The following is an 18,611-nucleotide window of genomic DNA, read 5'->3' as shown; positions in this document are numbered from 1 at the left end:
TATTAGTTATTTATAAGTGTTTTTAATTCGCCTTTTGATTTGATTAATTGTATTTCTGCTAGTTTGTAGTCTAGGATTGCAGATGTGTAGTTGTTTTGCGCTTCAGTCAATGAGTTTTCTGCATCCAGTAAATCAGTTAATGAGGCTAAGCCCTGTACATAATTGTTTCTGGTGTTGTCTAAAACTTCTTTAGCTAATTGCGCATTTTCTCTTTGATTGTTGATAGTGGTTAAGCTATTGTCAATTTGAGTTTTTGCATTGGCGAAAGCTAAGTCAAGAGATAATTTTGTATCGTTGAGGTCTTCTTTTATGGTTCTCAAATCAATATCGGCTTGTCTTACTTTGGCACGAGTGCTAAATCCTGTAAAAATGGGCACTTTTAAATTCAAACCAATAGAAGAGAAATCTGACCAATATACGCCGTCAGATGGTTTCCCTCCAAGAGGCATTACGGGCCCCTGACCAATATAATTATATCCTGCGTTTAATGATAATGTTGGGTAATAACCCGCTTCAACAGCCTTTTTTTGATAAAATAAAAGTTGTTCTTGTTTTTTCAAAAGCAAATATTCTGTTCTGTTTGCTGTATTTGGAATTTCTGACAACGATTGTGGACTTACTTCAAATGCCGTTTGTGGAATCTCGATTTGAGTTTCTATTGGCATTCCCATGTAAAATTTCAATGCGTTTTCTTGAATTTGTACTGCATTCAAAACTTGTTGGCGTTGCGTATTGATGTTTGAAATCCTTACTAAAATTCGATCCAAATCAATTTTTTTGGCTAGACCATTATCAAATTGACCTTTAATGATGTTTCTTACTTTAGTGGTATTTTTATACGTACTGTCAATAACAGTTAGTTTTTGTCTCTGAACATAGACCTGATAATAATTATTGGCTACGCGCTCAATTACTTGTTCTTCAGTTAATTGTTCGTTAATTTGGTAAAACTCTCTAGTAGATTTTGCTGCTTTCAAGCCTGTAAAAACCGTTTGGTCGAATATAGCTTGTGTCAAAGAAACACCAGCGGTTGAAACCCATGTTTGACCAAAAGCGGCTTGAATGGTTGTTCCAGGAGCGCCAAATCCTGCTCCATCAATAACGGTTGTTTGTATTACAGGGTTATAAGTCAAATTACCGTTGGCTGAAATTTGTGGTAACGCTTGTGAACGCACTTCTTGAATTTGGTACTCACTGTTCTCCACTTGTAGTTTTGCTTTTTTTGCTTCTGCTTTATTCTCTAAAGCATAGTTGATGGCTTCTTTCAGTGTGAGCGATTTGACTTCTTGTGCATTAGCACCAAGTACAAATGTTAGGGTTAGTAATATGATTATTTTTTTCATTGTTTATGTAATTGGATTAAGTAAGTTTCTTTCTAATTCGGCTATTCCTTTTTTGGTAGCCATTGCTCTGGTGTGGTATTGTAAAGCTTCCATTTCTAATGAGAACACTTCTCTTTCAGACCTTATGTTTTCATTAATCGTAAAAATTAATGAGTAATAAAAATTAATATAAGCCTCGATATTTATGTCATTTCGATATAAACCTTGTGAAATTCCTTTTTCAATATTTTCTCGAAAACAAGTTTGGCACATTTCCACTTGGTAGGTTAACACTTTTTCATGGATTTCAGGATAATGCTTTTTTAACTGATAAAGGGGGGAAGTGTCAGTGGCTTTAAACATCTCTGCAAACATTCGTCTTATTTCAAAGTTTTCTTCGATTGCATTAAAATCTTTAGAAGTGATTTCGGCAATTATTCCATTAACTTCTGTATGAATAACTTGAACACTTTCCTCTATCAACAATTCTTTATTGGCAAAATATTTATAAATGGTTTTCTTGGAAATGCACATTTCACCAGCAATATCATCCATTGTTATACTTTTGAAACCCAGTTTCAAAAACATTTCTTTTGCTTTGGATATAATTTTCTCTTTCATTTTCTTTATTCTTAATCAGTTGTGATTTGTTAAAACTGTTAAATTTGGTGCAAATGTAATTTGGAAACTTTGAAAACCAAAATAGTTTCCTTAAATTTTATGTTTATTTAACATTTGGCTTTCTTCTTAAGCGGTTAATTCTAAGTTTGCCATAAACTTAATGTCTTGTCCTAAAGCTAAACCGCCAGTTTGATTAAATGAAGTAAAGTTCAATCCAAAATCTTTGCGATTGATTTGACCCGTTATTTCAAAAGCAGCTTTTTGATCGCCATCATACGTTTTGAATCCAATGAATTCAGCATCAAGCTCCACTACTTTTGTAATGTTTTTTATGGTTAGATTTCCTTTCAAAAAATTAATGTTTTTATTAACTTTTTCAAATGAAGTAGACTTGAAACTAATAATTGGAAATTTATTAATGTCAAATAAATCATTCAGCCCCAGATGAGTATCTATTTGTTCCAGTTTTGCATCTTTATTATTGACATCCAAAGAGAATTCGATTGAAGCATCTTCTATTTGATTATCTTCAATGTCAATATGTCCGTTAAATTTATTTATGGAACCTGCCAGATAAGCAATTATTGAGTGTCTCATTTTTATCAGAACGTCAGATTGGCTCGAGTCAACTGTCCATTTTGTTTTCATAATTAGTTGAATTGTATGTGCAATTTATTTTAAAATCGGAATAAATTGTAGCTGTTAAATTTTCGTTTGCAAATGTAATAAGGAAACTTTGAATACTAAAATAGTTTCCAATGTATTTTGATTTATTTAACATTTGAGGACAAAAGGGAGTTTGTAATGCAAATTGAATACTGTAAATTAGCCAAAAATTTATTTTATGCATTCTATTTACCAGTATCAAGAGTTTCTTTCGGATTATTTGCAATCACAATATGAAACCAAAGAACCTAGAAATCTATACGAACCCATACATTATATTCTAGATCTTGGAGGTAAAAGAATGCGTCCGGTACTTACGTTAATGAGTGCCGAGGTTTTTGATGCAGATTATAAGAAAGCGTTGCCGGCAGCTTTGGCAGTAGAAGTATTTCATAATTTCTCCTTGGTTCATGATGATATTATGGATGATGCGCCTTTGCGAAGAGGGAAGGAAACGGTTCACGAGAAATGGAATTTAAACACCGGAATTTTATCGGGTGATGCCATGCTGATTTTAGCGTACCAATATTTTGAGCAATATGAGCCAATTGTTTTTCGGGATTTAGCGAAGTTATTTAGCAAAACCGCTCTTGAAGTTTGTGAAGGTCAGCAATGGGATGTCGATTTTGAAGAACGAAATGATGTTACCATTCCGGAATACCTTAAAATGATTCAATATAAAACAGCAGTTTTGGTTGCTGCCGCCATGAAAATGGGAGCAATTATTGCAGAAACTTCACAAGAAAACGCAAATCTGATTTATGATTTTGGATTAAATTTAGGTTTGGCTTTTCAATTACAGGATGATTTCCTGGATGCTTTTGGCGATCCGGAAACCTTTGGAAAACAAGTAGGGGGTGATATTATCGAAAATAAAAAAACGTATTTATATCTAAAAGCGGTTGCTTTTTCTAAAGAAACGGAAGCAAAAGAATTGAGACGATTGTTCTCCATACAGCCAGAAGATAGTACTGAAAAAATCAAAACGGTAAAAGAACTTTTTAACAGCTCAGGTGCTTCAAAAGCAACTCAAGATGCGATTCAGGATTTTACTTTTAAGGCTTTCCAAACTTTGGATAAAATGAATATTGGTGCTGATAAAAAAACATTACTAAAAACCTTTGGGGAGAATTTAATGGGAAGAAAAGTTTAGATTTTTGACCCAATCAGCAGCGAACTGGCCATGCATTGCAGAAGTTTTACTTCGGATAAATAATTTGTTCTATTTCAAAATGCCATAACTTCCAAAAATAAAAATCAGTGCTATTGCCAAATCTTACATCTGAATTTGTTAATCAAAAATCTTACCTCAAATGTTTATAGTTCCAAAAAATACCGATTTACTGCTTATTGAAGCGGAAAGCGAAAACTTATATTTGAAATTAATCGAACAAATGAATAAGGATTTCAATTTGGCTAACGAAGCAATTGATTTTCCTTTGAGTATTTCTCCGAATGAATTGAAGTTGCAGTTGCATGAAAAAATCTACCGTCTCATTCAATACAAATTTGCTGAATACCTCAATTTACTTTACATAATTGATGTTTCTGAAGAAGAAATAAAAAAACTTGATGGCTCTGATTTGGTAATTCTCGCTGAACAAGTCGCGTTTCTGATTCTAAAAAGAGAATGGCAAAAAGTCTGGTTCAGAAATAAATACCGATAATTCCCTTTTTCTACGGCTTTGTCTCCCTCTCCCTCTCCCTCTCCTTCGGCGGGGGCAGGATTAAAAATAAACTCTGATAAACGGCATAAAGGCACTGCCGTAAATATTATTTTTATCGTTTAAAACATTGTAACGGGCTCCAATTGTGGCATTTCCGGATCGGTAACCTGCACCAAGAAATAATCCCGTATTCCAGTAATCTTGTGAATTGCTATTGGATCCATCTAAATTTACATTAACCCTTAATTGTTCCAGTTCAGCTGAAAGTTGGATTTCATGTATTGGATTAAAAAGACCTATAACACTGCCGCCATACAAATGAGAAGCGTAATAATCTCTTTGTTTTAAATATTTATATTGTAAGCCAACACCCAAAGCTGCATATTCATTGAAATTATAGATAGCACTTGGTGCCAATGCAATGTCCGTATAACCAGAACCAAAGCCTAAACCAATTCCGCCTCCAAATTGTACATTTCTCCAAAACTGATTTTGAGTTTTAGGAGTTGGCGTGTTTTGTTGTGCAAGTAGGCAACTTGAAAAAAATAGGATAATAATCACCAATAATGATTTGGAATCTTCTAAAAAGCTATTCTTTGTCATAAGTTTTCAGTTTTTTAACATTTTTCAATGTAAAAGTATCTTAAAATAAATTATAAATTTATTCTATTATTGTACTTTTGCCAAACTATTTTAACAAAAAAGTATATTCACTAAACATTATGGATAGGTTTTCATTTTTAAACGCAGCACACACCGAATTTTTCGCACAATTATACGATCAATATTTAGAGAATCCAGATAGCGTTGAGCCAAGTTGGAGAAGTTTTTTTCAAGGTTTCGATTTTGGGATGACTACTTACAATGAGGAGAACAAGGTGGAACAAATCGCTAATTTTGCAGCTAATAATTCAGATATCAATTTAGTATCAGATAAGCTTCAAAAGGAATTTAATGTATTGAAATTAATAGATGGATACCGTTCTCGAGGTCACTTGTTTACCAAAACAAATCCGGTTCGTGAAAGAAGGACTTCATCGCCTACACTTGAAATTTCGAATTTCGGACTTTCAGCAGCAGATTTAAATACTGTTTTTGATGCGGCAAAGGTTATTAATATACAGCCTTGCACGCTTCAGGAAATTATAACTCACCTTGACACTATATATTGTCAGCACATTGGGGTGGAGTACATGTACATTCGTAATCCAGAAGTGGTGGAATGGATTCAGAAAAAATTAGGGGTTAATGACAATCAACCTAAATTTTCTTTGGACGAAAAGAAATCAATTCTGAATAAATTAAACCAAGCCGTTTCTTTTGAAAACTTTTTGCATACTAAATATGTAGGTCAAAAACGTTTTTCTCTTGAAGGAGGAGAGTCAATCATACCAGCTTTAGATGCTTTAATTGAAAAAGCTGCGGAAAAAGGAGTGGAAAAATTTGTAATGGGAATGGCACACCGCGGCCGATTGAATGTTTTGGCAAATATCTTTGGCAAATCAACCCAAGACATTTTTGGAGAGTTTGATGGTAAAGATTACGATCAGGAATATTTTGACGGAGATGTAAAGTACCATTTAGGACTTACCGCTGACAAAGTTACGAGTACGGGAAAAAATATAAATATCAATTTGGCACCAAATCCTTCGCATCTTGAAACTGTAGGCGCAGTTATCGAAGGAATTACAAGAGCAAAGCAAGACAAATATTTTCCTAACGATTTCTCTAAAGTATTGCCAATCGCTGTTCACGGTGATGCTGCAATTGCAGGTCAGGGAATTCTTTATGAGATTGTACAAATGGCTCAACTTGACGGTTATAAAACTGGAGGGACAATCCATATTGTAATCAACAATCAAGTAGGATTTACCACTAATTACCTTGATGCACGCTCCTCTACGTATTGTACAGATGTTGCTAAAGTAACACTTTCCCCAGTATTACACGTAAATGCAGATGATGCTGAAGCAGTCGTTCACGCGATGTCATTTGCTTTGGATTTTAGAATGCAATTTGGGAAAGATGTATTTATCGATTTATTAGGATATAGAAAATACGGACATAATGAAGGTGATGAGCCTCGTTTTACTCAACCGGTATTGTATAAAATCATTGCAAAGCACAAAAATCCAAGAGACATTTACATGGAGAAATTGCTTGCAGAAGGAGTAATAGACAGCACTTTTGTAAAAGGATTAGAACAAGAATACAAATCAAACTTGGAGGTAAACTTAGAAGAATCCCGTAAAAAAGATTTGACTATTATTACTCCATTTATGAAAAATGAATGGAAAGGTTTTGAGCAAGTTTCAGATGTTGAAATGCTTAAAAAAGTGGATACTACTTTCCCTGCAGCAGGACTTACTGAGGTTGCAAACGTAATTTGTAACCTGCCAACAGATAAAAAGTTTATCAGTAAAATACAAAAACTGATCAACGACAGAAAAACAATGTTTTTCGAAACCAACAAGCTGGATTGGGCCATGGCCGAACATTTAGCGTATGGATCTCTTTTAAAAGAAGGATACGATATTCGTATTTCCGGACAAGATGTGGAGCGTGGTACATTCTCTCACCGTCATGCCGTTGTAAAAGTGGAAGATTCAGAAGAAGAAGTGACCTTATTAAGCAATTTAGAAGGAGCAACCGGGAAATTCAATATTTTCAATTCTCTTTTATCTGAATATGGTGTTTTAGGATTTGATTATGGATATGCTTTGACAAATCCAAACACATTAACCATTTGGGAAGCACAGTTTGGAGATTTCAGTAATGGAGCCCAAATTATGATTGACCAATACATCTCTTGTGGAGAAGACAAGTGGAACAACCAAAACGGAATTGTTTTACTATTGCCTCACGGATATGAAGGTCAAGGTGCAGAGCATTCTTCGGCTAGAATGGAGCGTTATTTACAACTTTGCGCCAGGCATAATATGTATGTTGCGGATTGTACAACACCGGCCAACTTCTTTCACTTGTTGAGAAGACAAATGAAAACAAAGTTCCGTAAACCGCTTATAGTGTTTACACCAAAGAGTTTGTTGCGTGATCCAAGATGTGTTTCTACTGTTGAAGAATTTGCAACAGGTAGTTTCCAAGAAACATTCGATGATGAAACAGTAAATAAAGCCGATGTGAAAACACTGGTTTTCTGTACGGGTAAATTTTATTATGACATTACTGCCGAGAGAGAAAATAACGGTCGTAAAGATGTTGCGGTTGTTAGAATCGAACAATTATTCCCATTACCAGTAGAGCAATTAAAAGCGATTATAGCTAAATATCCAAACGCTGATGATTATGTTTGGGCACAAGAAGAACCAAAAAACATGGGAGCTTACAGTTACATGTTAATGAATTTCGATTTAGTAAAATGGAGATTGGCTTCGCTAAAAGCGTATGCAGCTCCAGCAGCTGGAAGTTACACCAGAGCAAAACGTCGTCAGGCCGATGCGATAAAAATGGTTTTTGATAAAAATTTATTTAGATAATAAGGAGCTATTTCCTACTGTTCACTCTATCTTTTCCTAGCTAAAGAAGCTAGACAAAGGATGCCGTTTCCATCAGGGCTAAAAAATAGTACATATAATAAACATAAGTTGTTCGAGAACAATTTAAAACTTAAAATTCATAATTTAAAATAATAGAACATGATTTTAGAAATGAAAGTCCCATCACCAGGGGAATCTATAAAGGAAGTTGAAATCGCAACATGGTTGGTAAAAGACGGAGATTATGTAGAGAAAGACCAAGCAATTGCTGAGGTTGATTCTGATAAAGCAACATTAGAATTGCCAGCAGAAGCAAGCGGAATCATTACCTTAAAAGCAGAAGAAGGCGATGCAGTAGCGGTAGGAGCAGTAGTTTGTTTAATCGATACAAGTGCAGCAAAACCAGCAGGTGATGCGCCAGCAGTTGCAGTAGAAGCTCCAAAAGCTGAAGTTAAAGCAGCAGCTCCAAAAGCGGCTCCGGTAGCAGCAGCTCCAGCAGCAACTTACGCCTCAGGAACTCCATCTCCAGCAGCAAGAAAAATATTAGACGAAAAAAATATAGCACCAGCTTCAATAACAGGAACTGGAAAAGACGGAAGAATCACTAAAGATGATGCAGTAAATGCTGTGCCTTCAATGGGAACTCCTACAGGTGGTTCTCGTGGAACAGAGCGTACTAAATTATCGATGTTGCGTCGTAAAGTGGCTGAAAGATTAGTTGCCGCTAAAAACGAAACAGCAATGTTGACTACTTTCAACGAAGTAAACATGACGCCTATCAACTTGATTCGTAATGAATACAAAGATGCATTCAAAGCAAAACATGGTGGAATTGGTTTAGGATACATGTCTTTCTTTACTAAAGCAGTAACTAGAGCATTAAAATTATTCCCGGATGTAAACTCAATGATGGATGGTGATCATAAGATTGCTTTCGATTTTTGCGATATTTCAATTGCGGTTTCAGGACCAAAAGGATTAATGGTTCCTGTAGTTCGTAATGCAGAGAATTTGACTTTCCGTGGAGTTGAAGCAGACATTAAAAGATTAGCGCTTAAAGCACGAGACGGACAAATCACAGTAGATGATATGACTGGCGGAACCTTTACGATTACTAATGGTGGTGTTTTTGGAAGTATGTTGAGTACGCCAATCATCAATCCTCCACAATCAGGAATTCTTGGAATGCACAACATTATTGAGCGTCCAATTGCCGTAAACGGTAAAGTGGAAATTCACCCAATGATGTATGTAGCGTTATCTTATGACCACAGAATTATTGATGGACGTGAGTCTGTTGGGTTCTTAGTGGCTGTTAAAGAAGCGTTAGAAAACCCAATGGAATTATTGATGGATAACAATCCTAAAAAAGCTTTAGAACTATAATTTTAAGGTTTTAGAATATAAAAAAATCCTGTTTAGTGTTTTCTAAACAGGATTTTTTATTTTAATAAATATAAATAATGGTTGTAATAATCCACAATTGCTTTTCCTTTCATCAAAATATCAGCGCCTATAATGCCATGAACCGGTTTTGCTTTGTATTGTGTTAGCGCTTCATTTACATGAGACAAATCAAAAATAACGAGTTCAAAATCAGAATCTTTCCAAGAACCAAGCTGCAATTGATTTTTTAAAGCCAGTTGGGTAAACATTCCGGTGGCTCCCGCACCAGCTGCTTTTGTCTTTGATTTTTTGGCTTCCAGTAAAAATAAATCGACACTCTCAAATCCTACACAGCTGTTTGAAGCTCCTGTGTCTAGAATGAAGTTGCCTGTCACACCATTGATTTTTGCTTTTATCAAAAGATGCTGTGTTTTAGTTATCTTAAATTTTACTTTTCTGTAGTTTTCTTTTTTAAGGATATCGTGTAAGTTCTTCATTATGCTGAATTTATTTCAGTGATTTATTTCTGTTTTACAAAGATACATGGAGTTAGTGAAGGAATTGTATGAATCTTTTTAAAACCATTTTTTCGACAACTTTTATTCTTGTAATTTTGTATCCTTAAACTTTACACTTGGAAGCAACTATAACAATCACTGATACGCATACACATTTATATTCAGAGGAATTTGATCAAGATAGAAACGAAATGATCCAGCGCGCCATTGATGCCGGTGTTTCTCGTTTTTTTATTCCTGCAATCGATTCTAGTTGTACCCAATCGATGTATCAATTGGAGAAAAATCATCCAAATAATGTTTTCTTGATGATGGGTTTACACCCAACGTATGTAAAAGACAACTATCTGGAAGAATTGCAACATGTGGAAAATGAATTGGCTAAAAGAAAATTCTATGCCATTGGTGAAATTGGAATCGATTTGTATTGGGATAAAACCCATTTGCCACAGCAACAAATCGCTTTCAAAAGGCAAATTCAATTGGCCAAACAATACAAATTACCCATTGTAATTCATTGTCGGGAAGCTTTCGAGGAAATTTTTGAAATCCTGGAAGAAGAAAAATCGGTTGATTTATTCGGAATTTTCCATTGTTTTTCAGGTACTTATGAGCAGGCATTACAGGCTATTTCGTACAATATGAAGCTTGGAATAGGCGGAGTGGTAACTTTCAAAAACGGAAAAATCGATCAATTTTTGAATCAAATCGATTTGAAACATATTGTTTTAGAAACAGATTCGCCGTATTTAGCACCGATTCCTTTTCGGGGTAAACGTAACGAAAGCAGTTATATCGTTACCGTAGTAGAAAAGTTAGCACAAATTTATAGCCTTTCGACAAAAGAGATTGCGGAGATAACCACTGAGAATTCTAAAGCTATTTTTGGGATTTAAAGTAGAATTTACATTAGTTTGATATTTTTTTTGTTCATTTGCCAACACAAAAATTGAGAACCAAAATGCAGAAATTTGACGCTATTCGGCCTTTTTATGATTCCGAAATAAACGAAGCACTTCAAAATGTTGTTAATCATCCAATGATGAAAGCATTGATGAATTTTACTTTCCCGGATGTTGAGGATGAAGTTTGGAAAGAACAACTTCGTAAAACGCACTCCATTCGTGATTTTCAGTGTAATTTTATTTACCAATCCGTTCAAAGAGTGTTGGAAAAAAGCTCTGAAGGTTTGACAACTTCGGGTTTTGAAAATTTAAAGCCTAATACCTCTTATTTGTTTATCTCGAATCACCGTGATATTCTTTTAGATACCACTTTATTGAATACGGCTTTATTTGAACATGGATTAGTGATGACAGCATCAGCTATAGGAGACAACTTAGTCAAAAAAGCTTTTCTAAAGACGTTAGCGAAACTGAACCGGAACTTTTTAGTGCAACGTGGCTTAACGCCAAGGGAAATGCTGCAGAGTTCAAAATTATTATCGGAATACATTGGCAATTTATTGCTTCATGAAAATCGTTCCGTTTGGATTGCGCAACGCGAAGGAAGAACGAAAGATGGAAATGACGAAACAAATCCTGGCGTTTTGAAAATGTTAGGAATGGCTTCTGACGAGAAGAATTTGATGGATTACTTCAAAAAAATCAAAATCGTACCCGTTTCTATTTCTTATGAATACGATCCGACGGATGCTTTGAAAATGCCGCAATTGATGGCTGAAGCCAATAATGAAATCTATATTAAAGAAAAGAATGAAGATTTCATGACTATTCTTAGTGGTGCTTTGGGACAAAAGAAAAGAATTCACATTCATGTTGGGAAAGTGCTGGATACTGAAATTGATGCAATTAGTGCTGAAAATGACAGTTCGAACAAGCAGATAGTAACTTTGGCACAAGTAATTGATGATGCAATATTGAGCAATTATAAGTTGTGGTCAACGAATTTTATTGCGTATGATATTGTTAATAAAACCAATATCTATTCTCATTTGTATACAGAAAATGAAAAATCACTATTTGAACGCAGACTCGAAATGCGAATTGATCATGATAATCCGGTAGCTTTAGATGGTTTTCTGGCGATGTATGCCAATCCGGTTGTGAATAAATTAAAATATCACGATGTTGTATAAATCCAAAATACTTTTAATCTATACCGGTGGAACCATCGGTATGAGGAAAGATTTTGAAACGGGCGCGCTCAAGGCTTTTAATTTCAGCAAATTATTACAGCGAATTCCCGAATTGAAACAATTGGATTGTGAAATCGAAACTATTTCTTTCGAAAATCCAATTGATTCCTCGAATATGAATCCTGAAAAATGGGCTAAAATTGCGACGATTATTGAAGATAACTACACTTCATTTGATGGATTTGTGGTGCTTCATGGATCGGATACCATGTCTTATTCGGCATCGGCATTGAGTTTTATGCTCGAAAATTTATCGAAACCAGTTATTTTCACAGGCTCACAATTGCCTATTGGAGATTTACGTACTGATGCAAAAGAAAATCTGATTACCGCTATTCAAATTGCCTCTTTACGAAACAATGACGAACCTGTTATCAGTGAAGTGTGTCTTTATTTTGAATACAAATTATACCGAGGAAATAGAACCACTAAAATTAATGCTGAACATTTCAAAGCATTTACCTCGCCTAATTATCCTGAATTGGTTGAATCTGGTGTGCATTTAAAATTGAATCCCGAATTGTTCTTGACTAAAAATGAAAATAAAGAATTCAAGGTTCATAAAAACTTGGATAACAACGTAGCTATTATAAAAATGTTTCCGGGGATAAGCGAAGCGGTTTTGTCGGCAATTTTAGACATTCCAGATCTTAAAGGGATTGTTTTAGAAACCTATGGAGCTGGAAATGCACCCACAGAAGATTGGTTTTTGAACTTATTAAAAAAAGCAATTGGTAGAGGTTTGCACATCATCAATGTTACACAATGTTCCGGCGGAAGCGTGAGTATGGGGCAATATGAAACCAGTACAGGGATGAAAAAAATAGGAGTAATTTCTGGAAAAGACATCACAACTGAAGCTGCTATAACCAAATTAATGTATTTGTTAGGTCAAAAAATAGCTCAAAAAGACTTCAAAAGTATTTTTGAAACTGCTTTGCGAGGAGAAATAGCATAATAGTTAGATTTTACTTTTCTAACTCATTTTTTTTATGGTTATTTGCAACCTCAAATAAAATAGAGAGGTGTCCGAGTGGTTGAAGGAGCTAGCCTGGAAAGCTAGTATGTGGGTAACTGCATCGTGGGTTCGAATCCCATCCTCTCTGCAAAAAAACTAATGCTTCCTGAAAGGGGAGCATTTTTTGCTTTATAGCGTGGCAAACTTTTTAGTTTGTCTTAGCGTATAAAACAAAAAAGGATCCGGCACGAAGTGCCGAGTATTAATTTTTTTGTGAGACGCCCTTCTTGGGATCAACGAAGTTAATCTCTAGTTATAGCGTGGCATCCTTTTTAGTTTGTCCAAGCGTATAAAACAAAAAAGGATCAGGCATGAAGTGCCGAGCATTAATTTCTTCTTTTTAAATATCTTTCAACAAGGAATAAATCTTTTTAAATTTTTTAAAACCTTGTTCGTAGATTTCCTTGGAATCTTTATTTGGTAAAAAGGTTTTTTCAACTTTATTTTCGGATAGAACGGCAATAGCAGTGGCTTTAAAGCCAATCAAAACGGCTCCCCAAGCTGAAGCTTCGATTGTTTCGGCTACGATTACTTTCATTTGAAAAATATCAGCGACCATTTGCAACCAAAGTTCGCTTTTTCCAAAACCACCACTCGCCATTATTGTGATTTTGTGTCTTTCTTCCGGATGTGGAAGTAAGATTTCGGTAATACTCAATAGTCCAAATAAGATGCCTTCCAGTGTAGCTCTAATTAAGTGTGCTTTGGTATGGATAATTCGGATTCCTAAAAGTGTTCCTTGAGCGGAAGCATCCCAAATGGGAGCTCTTTCGCCCAATAAGTAAGGGACAAATAGCAAGCCTTCGGATCCGGCAGAAATAGTTTCAGCCTGTTTGAACAATTCTTCAAAAGATTCATCTGTTTTTAAGATGGATTCTTTGAGCCATTGCAAAACAATTGCACCATTATTAACCGCTCCCAGTTTCAAATAGCGATTGTCCATCAAATGGTAACATTGCGTTCGCATTTCCGGATCAATAAAAGGTTTGTCAGCAGGTAAACGCACCGCACCACTGGTTCCTATGGATAATGCCATTCGGCCGGCTTCCATAGCTCCGGTTCCTAAATTTGCCAATACACCGTCACCGCCACCCAAAACATAATGGAATTCATCAGATTGTCCCTTGCTTTGATGGGTAGAACTCACAATTTTAGAAAGTTGAGATGCTGCTATTTCTAAATAATCTAAAATATCCGATTCCCATTGTAGTGTATGAATGTTCATGAGGCCAGTTCCGGATGCCATCGAGGAATCAATTACATATTCACCGGTGAGATGATGCCAAATGTATTCTTTGATGCTAATGAATTTATGCGCTTTTAAAAAAGTTATAGCATCATGTTCTTTCAACCAAGCAATTTTGGTCATGGGTGAAAAGGTATGAATGGGAATTCCTGTTTTTTGATAGAAATTTTTTCCCTGTTCCGATTTTTTTAACGCTTCGGCTAATGAATGCGCTCTATTATCGGCCCAAATGATAGCATCGGTGAGCGGTTTTCCATTGCTGTCGATTGCTATTATACTTTGCATAGCCGAACTAAAACTGATGAATTGAGGCTGAACCCCTTTTGTGATTTCTTGGATGCATCCTAAAACAGCCGCTACAATTTCATCGGGTTTTTGAATGCTCCAATCGGCTTTCGGATGGTACATGGAGTAGGATTGACTACATTCCCGAATCACTTTTCCGGTTCTGTCAAAACACACGGCTTTTGTTGCTGTGGTGCCAATGTCTATCCCGATGTAAAATTGCTCCATTTTCTTTAGTTTAATTGGGGTTATCCCACTAGTAAATTCAGTAATAGTACGCCAATCAATCCCATTACTCCAATGATAGTTTCCATTACAGTCCATGTTTTAAACGTATCTGAAATACTGATTCCGAAATACTCTTTAAACATCCAGAATCCAGTATCATTCACGTGAGAACACATTAAACTTCCGGCTCCAATTGATAATACCATCAATTCTGGACTTATTCCTGAACTGACCACCAAAGGTTGCACAATCCCTGCCGCAGTTAATCCTGCCACAGTTGCTGAACCCAAAGCAATCCGAATAATCGTTGCCACAAGCCAACCTAATACTAATGGAGAAAGTGTTGATGTTTCGAAAAAAACAGCTAAATCCGTACCAATACCACTGTCAATCAGTACTTGTTTGAAAGCTCCTCCAGCCGCAATAATCATAATAATCATAGTTGCTGAACTCAGTGCCGAACTGGATTTATCCATAATGTCCTGCATTTTTCTACCGCGATTGATGCCTAAAAAAACAATTGCAAACAATACCGCGAGAAGCATGGAAGTGGTTGGGCTCCCAATAAATCCAAGTGTATGACGTAAAGAAGATATTTCAGGCAAGGTTAACTCACTTATTGTTGCCAAAGCCATTAAGATAACAGGAATAAGAGCCGTTATAAAACTGATTATGAAAGAAGGCATTTCGTTGTCAGCGAATATTTTGCTTTCGAATAATCCTTTGGGCGGATTGGCGACTATCTTCTTAATGAACTCTGGAAAAACAATTCCGGCAATCAATAAAGTAGGAATAGCAATTATCAATCCGAACAACAGCGTTTTGCCAATATCAGCCTTGAAAATTACGGCAATGGCTGTAGGTCCCGGATGAGGCGGCAAAAAACCGTGTGTCACCGAAAGTGCAGATGCCATGGCAATTCCAAGATAAATTATAGGTTGCTTCGTGCTTTTTGCAACAGCGAAAACCATTGGAATCAAAATCACAAATCCGGCATTGTAAAACATCGAAATTCCTACTGCAAAACCCGTAAGCAACATCGCCCATTTGATGTGTTTCACTCCAACAGACCGAATCATAACTGAACTTATTCGTTGTGCCGCGCCACTATCTGAAAGTATATTTCCTAGTATAACTCCAAGGGCAATAATCAAAATCAAAGAACCTAGTGTGCTTCCAATTCCTTGTTGGAGGGAATTTATGATGTCAGGAAAGAGCATGCCTTTGGCAATTCCCACAAAAAAAGAAGCGATAATCAACGAGATGAACGCATTGAGTTTTACTGCGGATATCAAGACAAGTAATAAAAGGATACTTGCAATTAAGATCAATATTGACATGTACTTGAATTTGAAAAATTAAAAATTATCTTCGAATTGGTTTGCGGGTATTGAGTAATCAGGTTATTCGTTTTTTTCGACAGCGTGACCGCCAAATTCATTGCGAAGTGCCGCTACCACTTTTCCAGAGAAAGTATCTTGCATTTGGGAACGGTAGCGCATCATGATGGAAAGTGCAATAACCGGAGTAGGAACGCCTAAGTCTAAAGCGGTTTCCAATGTCCATTTTCCTTCGCCGGAGGAATGCATAATTCCTTTGATGCTGTCTAGTTTTGGGTCTTTTGAGAAAGCATTTTCGGTGAGTTCCATTAACCAACTGCGCACGACGGAACCGTGATTGAACAGTTTGGCTGTTTTTTCGAAATCAATGTCAAATTCAGAATGTTCAAAAACTTCAAAACCTTCGGCAATAGATTGCATCATTCCGTATTCGATGCCGTTGTGAACCATTTTAGTAAAATGTCCACTTCCGGCTGCACCAGTATATAAATGACCATTTTCAACAGAAATATCCTTGAAAACTTGTGCGACATAATCAAATACGGCTGGTTCTCCCCCAATCATTGTACAAGCACCATTCAAAGCTCCCGAAGTTCCGCCTGAAGTTCCACAATCCAAAAAGTCAATACCAAGTTCCTTTAGTTGTGAATAACGACGCTTGGAATCTTTATAGTTAGAGTTTCCTCCGTCAATGATAATATCGTTTTTTTCTAAAAAAGGAAGCAATGAAGTGATTACTCCATCTACAATTTCTCCTGCAGGAACCATTAGCCAAATCACTTTTCGGTCGTTCAATTTCTGACATAATTCTTTCACGGAAAGTGCGGTTGTGATTCCTTCCTGACCAATTTTTGTAACAAAGTCAGTATTGACATCTTGGGCTACTACTTCGTAGCCATTTCGCTGTAAATTAAGGGCAAGGTTGAAGCCCATTTTTCCTAATCCTATAATTCCAATTTGCATCGTTGTATTGTTTTAAGTCTGATTTGAAGACGTTTTTGAGTAATCGTAAAAATATTTTAAAGTAAAAATATTGGTTTTAATTTTTTAACAAGCAATTTATTCGAAAAATATTAAACTTGGCAGAGTCAATATGTTAATTATTTTTTGGTTTTGTATCGATTCATTTTCGTGAAAGTTTATTTGTCACCATTATCTATAAGAAAACCATCAAAATGTTATATTTGTAACGTTATAATGAGAATTGAAACCTAGAAGGTGTTTTAAACAACCATTGAGCAATTTAAACCCAAAACAATATGCGAATTTTTCTTAGTTGTTTTCTTCTTTTATCGGTTTTGAATGTTTTTTCCCAAGAAAACGCAGCAAATCAGGATACTGTCATTGTAAAAGTTGATTCTTTGTATAGAGAAGATCAGTTTTATTTTGCAATAACGTACAATACCTTGATGAATAAGTCGTCTGGATTGTCCCAAAGTAAATTTTCTTCGGGTCTTTCGGCAGGTTTTCTAAGAGACATGCCCATTAATAAAAAAAGAACGGTTGCAATAGCTTCCGGTATTGGTTTTTCATACAATAATTACAATCAGAATCTTGCTATTTCTTCACCCGCAGGAACGCCGGTATATACTATTATCGATTCGGATATTGTTTACGATAAAAATAAATTCTCTCTGCTTTCTGTTGATGTCCCTCTTGAGTTCAGATGGAGAACTTCTACTTATGAAAGTCATAAATTTTGGAGAATTTACGGAGGATTTAAATTGAGTTATTTGCTCTATGACAGATCTATTTTCAATAGTGCTGATGGGAAAGTCATAGTGACAGGAAATCAAGATTTTAATAAATTTCAGTACGGCGCTTATATTTCATCGGGTTATAATACGATTAATTTATATGCGTATTACGGTTTGAATTCGCTGTTTAAATCTGCAAAAGTCAATGACGAATCGGTTGCTATGAAATCACTGAATATTGGAATTATATTCTACATTTTATAGCCACAGCACCAACAAAAGCAACTGAGGTACTGCTCCCAGTATAAAACCTATAATCAATTCTTTATTCGTGTGTGCTTTCATTTCTAATCGTGAAGAAGCTACAAAACCATTTAGGAGAATCAATGTTGCAATAGTAAATGTAATCTGAATTTGTAGGTGTAAGCTCAATCCAATTATAAAAACCGTTAAGGAGCTGATTGCTATCATATGAAGGCTCGCTTTTATATTGAGAAACAAAAGAATAAGCGCCAATATAGTACTCAAAAGCGCACCCAGCAGAAAAAAGTGCAACTCAGGATATCGGTCTATTGTAATACTTTTTTTTACCAAAAGGATGAGCAAAAAACAGTGAAGTATTAATGGAATTTTGCGTTGGGATACTTCGGCAAGCATTATGGAATCTATGTTTCCTGCCGTGCGTAATAATAAAAACACCAAAGAAGGCAGAACTACCGTTACCACCAGAACCTGAAAAAAAATGAATAGTTTTTCTTGATTTACAAATTCACCGCCGCTGAAAGAAAGATAAAACAACGTAGCCATTGCCGGTATGAATATCGGATGGAAAACATAGGAAAACAATGGGAGGATTTTTTTCAAAACGTCTGATTTTTATCTAAAAACAAATATAAGTAATCTGTCAAAATTAGTAAAGCTAATGCTATTGTTTCTTTTTCTTAAATAAACGGAATTGGGTA

General features: G+C 35.6%; 17 protein-coding genes and 1 tRNA gene. 9 read left to right on the top strand and 9 right to left on the bottom strand.

Going from position 1 to position 18,611, the window contains the following annotated elements; translation table 11 throughout:
- Nucleotides 1-2: 2 nt before the first annotated feature.
- From QLS97_RS01275 to QLS97_RS01265, 3 genes are all read right to left on the bottom strand, one after another.
- Complete coding sequence (locus QLS97_RS01275) at nt 3-1,343, bottom strand: TolC family protein (protein ID WP_282713880.1); 1,341 nt, start codon at nt 1,341-1,343, stop codon at nt 3-5.
- 3 nt (nt 1,344-1,346) lie between these two features.
- On the bottom strand, nt 1,347-1,943 hold the full coding sequence (locus QLS97_RS01270) for a TetR/AcrR family transcriptional regulator (RefSeq protein ID WP_282713879.1): 597 nt from the start codon (nt 1,941-1,943) through the stop codon (nt 1,347-1,349).
- Nucleotides 1,944-2,069: 126 nt separating this feature from the next.
- Entirely contained in the window at nt 2,070-2,591 is a 522-nt protein-coding gene (locus QLS97_RS01265) for a YceI family protein (protein WP_282713878.1), read from the bottom strand.
- Nucleotides 2,592-2,787: 196 nt separating this feature from the next.
- Between QLS97_RS01265 and QLS97_RS01260 the strand changes: the two genes are divergently transcribed.
- Together QLS97_RS01260 and QLS97_RS01255 are read left to right on the top strand one after the other, a co-directional pair.
- Entirely contained in the window at nt 2,788-3,762 is a 975-nt protein-coding gene (locus QLS97_RS01260) for a polyprenyl synthetase family protein (RefSeq protein ID WP_282713877.1), read from the top strand.
- Nucleotides 3,763-3,922: 160 nt separating this feature from the next.
- A complete protein-coding gene (locus QLS97_RS01255) occupies nt 3,923-4,276 on the top strand; it encodes a hypothetical protein (RefSeq protein WP_282713876.1) in 354 nt (117 codons plus the stop codon).
- 60 nt (nt 4,277-4,336) lie between these two features.
- On the opposite strand, the gene QLS97_RS01250 is transcribed toward QLS97_RS01255, so the two are convergent.
- Nucleotides 4,337-4,879 (bottom strand): hypothetical protein, encoded by a 543-nt coding sequence (locus QLS97_RS01250; protein ID WP_282713875.1) that lies wholly within the window; start codon nt 4,877-4,879, stop codon nt 4,337-4,339.
- 119 nt (nt 4,880-4,998) lie between these two features.
- Between QLS97_RS01250 and QLS97_RS01245 the strand changes: the two genes are divergently transcribed.
- Together QLS97_RS01245 and odhB are read left to right on the top strand one after the other, a co-directional pair.
- Nucleotides 4,999-7,773 (top strand): 2-oxoglutarate dehydrogenase E1 component, encoded by a 2,775-nt coding sequence (locus QLS97_RS01245; protein WP_282713874.1) that lies wholly within the window; start codon nt 4,999-5,001, stop codon nt 7,771-7,773.
- A gap of 159 nt (nt 7,774-7,932) precedes the next feature.
- Nucleotides 7,933-9,159, top strand: coding sequence for a 2-oxoglutarate dehydrogenase complex dihydrolipoyllysine-residue succinyltransferase (odhB, locus tag QLS97_RS01240; protein WP_282713873.1), 1,227 nt, complete (start codon nt 7,933-7,935; stop codon nt 9,157-9,159).
- A gap of 56 nt (nt 9,160-9,215) precedes the next feature.
- Here odhB and QLS97_RS01235 read toward each other — a convergent pair whose 3' ends face one another.
- Nucleotides 9,216-9,656, bottom strand: a complete 441-nt coding sequence (locus tag QLS97_RS01235) for a retropepsin-like aspartic protease (protein WP_282713872.1) — start codon at nt 9,654-9,656, stop codon at nt 9,216-9,218.
- Between the two features lie 149 nt (nt 9,657-9,805).
- Here QLS97_RS01235 and QLS97_RS01230 point away from each other — a divergent pair, with 149 nt between their 5' ends.
- The 4 genes from QLS97_RS01230 (at nt 9,806) to QLS97_RS01215 (ending at nt 12,941) form a co-directional block, all read left to right on the top strand.
- Complete coding sequence (locus QLS97_RS01230; RefSeq protein ID WP_282715518.1) at nt 9,806-10,573, top strand: TatD family hydrolase; 768 nt, start codon at nt 9,806-9,808, stop codon at nt 10,571-10,573.
- A 65-nt stretch (nt 10,574-10,638) separates the two neighbouring features.
- On the top strand, nt 10,639-11,775 hold the full coding sequence (locus QLS97_RS01225; RefSeq protein ID WP_282713871.1) for a 1-acyl-sn-glycerol-3-phosphate acyltransferase: 1,137 nt from the start codon (nt 10,639-10,641) through the stop codon (nt 11,773-11,775).
- Nucleotides 11,765-12,793, top strand: a complete 1,029-nt coding sequence (locus QLS97_RS01220; protein WP_282713870.1) for an asparaginase — start codon at nt 11,765-11,767, stop codon at nt 12,791-12,793. The genes QLS97_RS01225 and QLS97_RS01220 overlap by 11 nt, the downstream gene beginning before the upstream one ends.
- A gap of 61 nt (nt 12,794-12,854) precedes the next feature.
- Nucleotides 12,855-12,941: transfer RNA gene (locus tag QLS97_RS01215), tRNA-Ser, on the top strand.
- 252 nt (nt 12,942-13,193) lie between these two features.
- Here QLS97_RS01215 and QLS97_RS01210 read toward each other — a convergent pair.
- The 3 genes from QLS97_RS01210 to gnd all read right to left on the bottom strand — a co-directional run bounded on the left by QLS97_RS01210 (nt 13,194) and on the right by gnd (nt 16,915).
- A complete protein-coding gene (locus QLS97_RS01210; RefSeq protein WP_282713869.1) occupies nt 13,194-14,708 on the bottom strand; it encodes a gluconokinase in 1,515 nt (504 codons plus the stop codon).
- The gene (locus QLS97_RS01205; RefSeq protein ID WP_282713868.1) at nt 14,633-15,952 is read right to left on the bottom strand and encodes a gluconate:H+ symporter; all 1,320 of its coding nucleotides are present in this window, start codon (nt 15,950-15,952) and stop codon (nt 14,633-14,635) included. The genes QLS97_RS01210 and QLS97_RS01205 overlap by 76 nt, the downstream gene beginning before the upstream one ends.
- A 63-nt stretch (nt 15,953-16,015) precedes the next feature.
- Complete coding sequence (gene gnd, locus QLS97_RS01200; RefSeq protein ID WP_282713867.1) at nt 16,016-16,915, bottom strand: phosphogluconate dehydrogenase (NAD(+)-dependent, decarboxylating); 900 nt, start codon at nt 16,913-16,915, stop codon at nt 16,016-16,018.
- 296 nt (nt 16,916-17,211) lie between these two features.
- Between gnd and QLS97_RS01195 the strand changes: the two genes are divergently transcribed.
- A complete protein-coding gene (locus QLS97_RS01195; RefSeq protein WP_282713866.1) occupies nt 17,212-17,913 on the top strand; it encodes a porin family protein in 702 nt (233 codons plus the stop codon).
- Here the strand turns inward: QLS97_RS01195 and QLS97_RS01190 are convergent.
- The gene (locus QLS97_RS01190) at nt 17,908-18,513 is read right to left on the bottom strand and encodes a hypothetical protein (RefSeq protein ID WP_282713865.1); all 606 of its coding nucleotides are present in this window, start codon (nt 18,511-18,513) and stop codon (nt 17,908-17,910) included. The genes QLS97_RS01195 and QLS97_RS01190 overlap by 6 nt on opposite strands.
- Between the last annotated feature and the right edge of the window lie 98 nt (nt 18,514-18,611).

This window comes from Flavobacterium yafengii (genome assembly GCF_030010375.1).
GTDB lineage: Bacteria > Bacteroidota > Bacteroidia > Flavobacteriales > Flavobacteriaceae > Flavobacterium > Flavobacterium yafengii.
Note: the sequence above shows the minus strand (reverse complement) of the source record. Positions and strands in the feature narration are given on the sequence as shown.

Bases quoted from the DNA above. Each gene is read 5' to 3' on its own strand.
- QLS97_RS01275 (WP_282713880.1), bottom strand. From the start codon at position 1,343: ATGAAAAAAATAATCATATTACTAACCCTAACATTTGTACTTGGTGCT.
- QLS97_RS01270 (WP_282713879.1), bottom strand. From the start codon at position 1,943: ATGAAAGAGAAAATTATATCCAAAGCAAAAGAAATGTTTTTGAAACTG.
- QLS97_RS01265 (WP_282713878.1), bottom strand. From the start codon at position 2,591: ATGAAAACAAAATGGACAGTTGACTCGAGCCAATCTGACGTTCTGATA.
- QLS97_RS01260 (WP_282713877.1), top strand. From the start codon at position 2,788: ATGCATTCTATTTACCAGTATCAAGAGTTTCTTTCGGATTATTTGCAA.
- QLS97_RS01255 (WP_282713876.1), top strand. From the start codon at position 3,923: ATGTTTATAGTTCCAAAAAATACCGATTTACTGCTTATTGAAGCGGAA.
- QLS97_RS01250 (WP_282713875.1), bottom strand. From the start codon at position 4,879: ATGACAAAGAATAGCTTTTTAGAAGATTCCAAATCATTATTGGTGATT.
- QLS97_RS01245 (WP_282713874.1), top strand. From the start codon at position 4,999: ATGGATAGGTTTTCATTTTTAAACGCAGCACACACCGAATTTTTCGCA.
- odhB (WP_282713873.1), top strand. From the start codon at position 7,933: ATGATTTTAGAAATGAAAGTCCCATCACCAGGGGAATCTATAAAGGAA.
- QLS97_RS01235 (WP_282713872.1), bottom strand. From the start codon at position 9,656: ATGAAGAACTTACACGATATCCTTAAAAAAGAAAACTACAGAAAAGTA.
- QLS97_RS01225 (WP_282713871.1), top strand. From the start codon at position 10,639: ATGCAGAAATTTGACGCTATTCGGCCTTTTTATGATTCCGAAATAAAC.
- QLS97_RS01220 (WP_282713870.1), top strand. From the start codon at position 11,765: ATGTTGTATAAATCCAAAATACTTTTAATCTATACCGGTGGAACCATC.
- QLS97_RS01210 (WP_282713869.1), bottom strand. From the start codon at position 14,708: ATGGACTGTAATGGAAACTATCATTGGAGTAATGGGATTGATTGGCGT.
- QLS97_RS01205 (WP_282713868.1), bottom strand. From the start codon at position 15,952: ATGTCAATATTGATCTTAATTGCAAGTATCCTTTTATTACTTGTCTTG.
- gnd (WP_282713867.1), bottom strand. From the start codon at position 16,915: ATGCAAATTGGAATTATAGGATTAGGAAAAATGGGCTTCAACCTTGCC.
- QLS97_RS01195 (WP_282713866.1), top strand. From the start codon at position 17,212: ATGCGAATTTTTCTTAGTTGTTTTCTTCTTTTATCGGTTTTGAATGTT.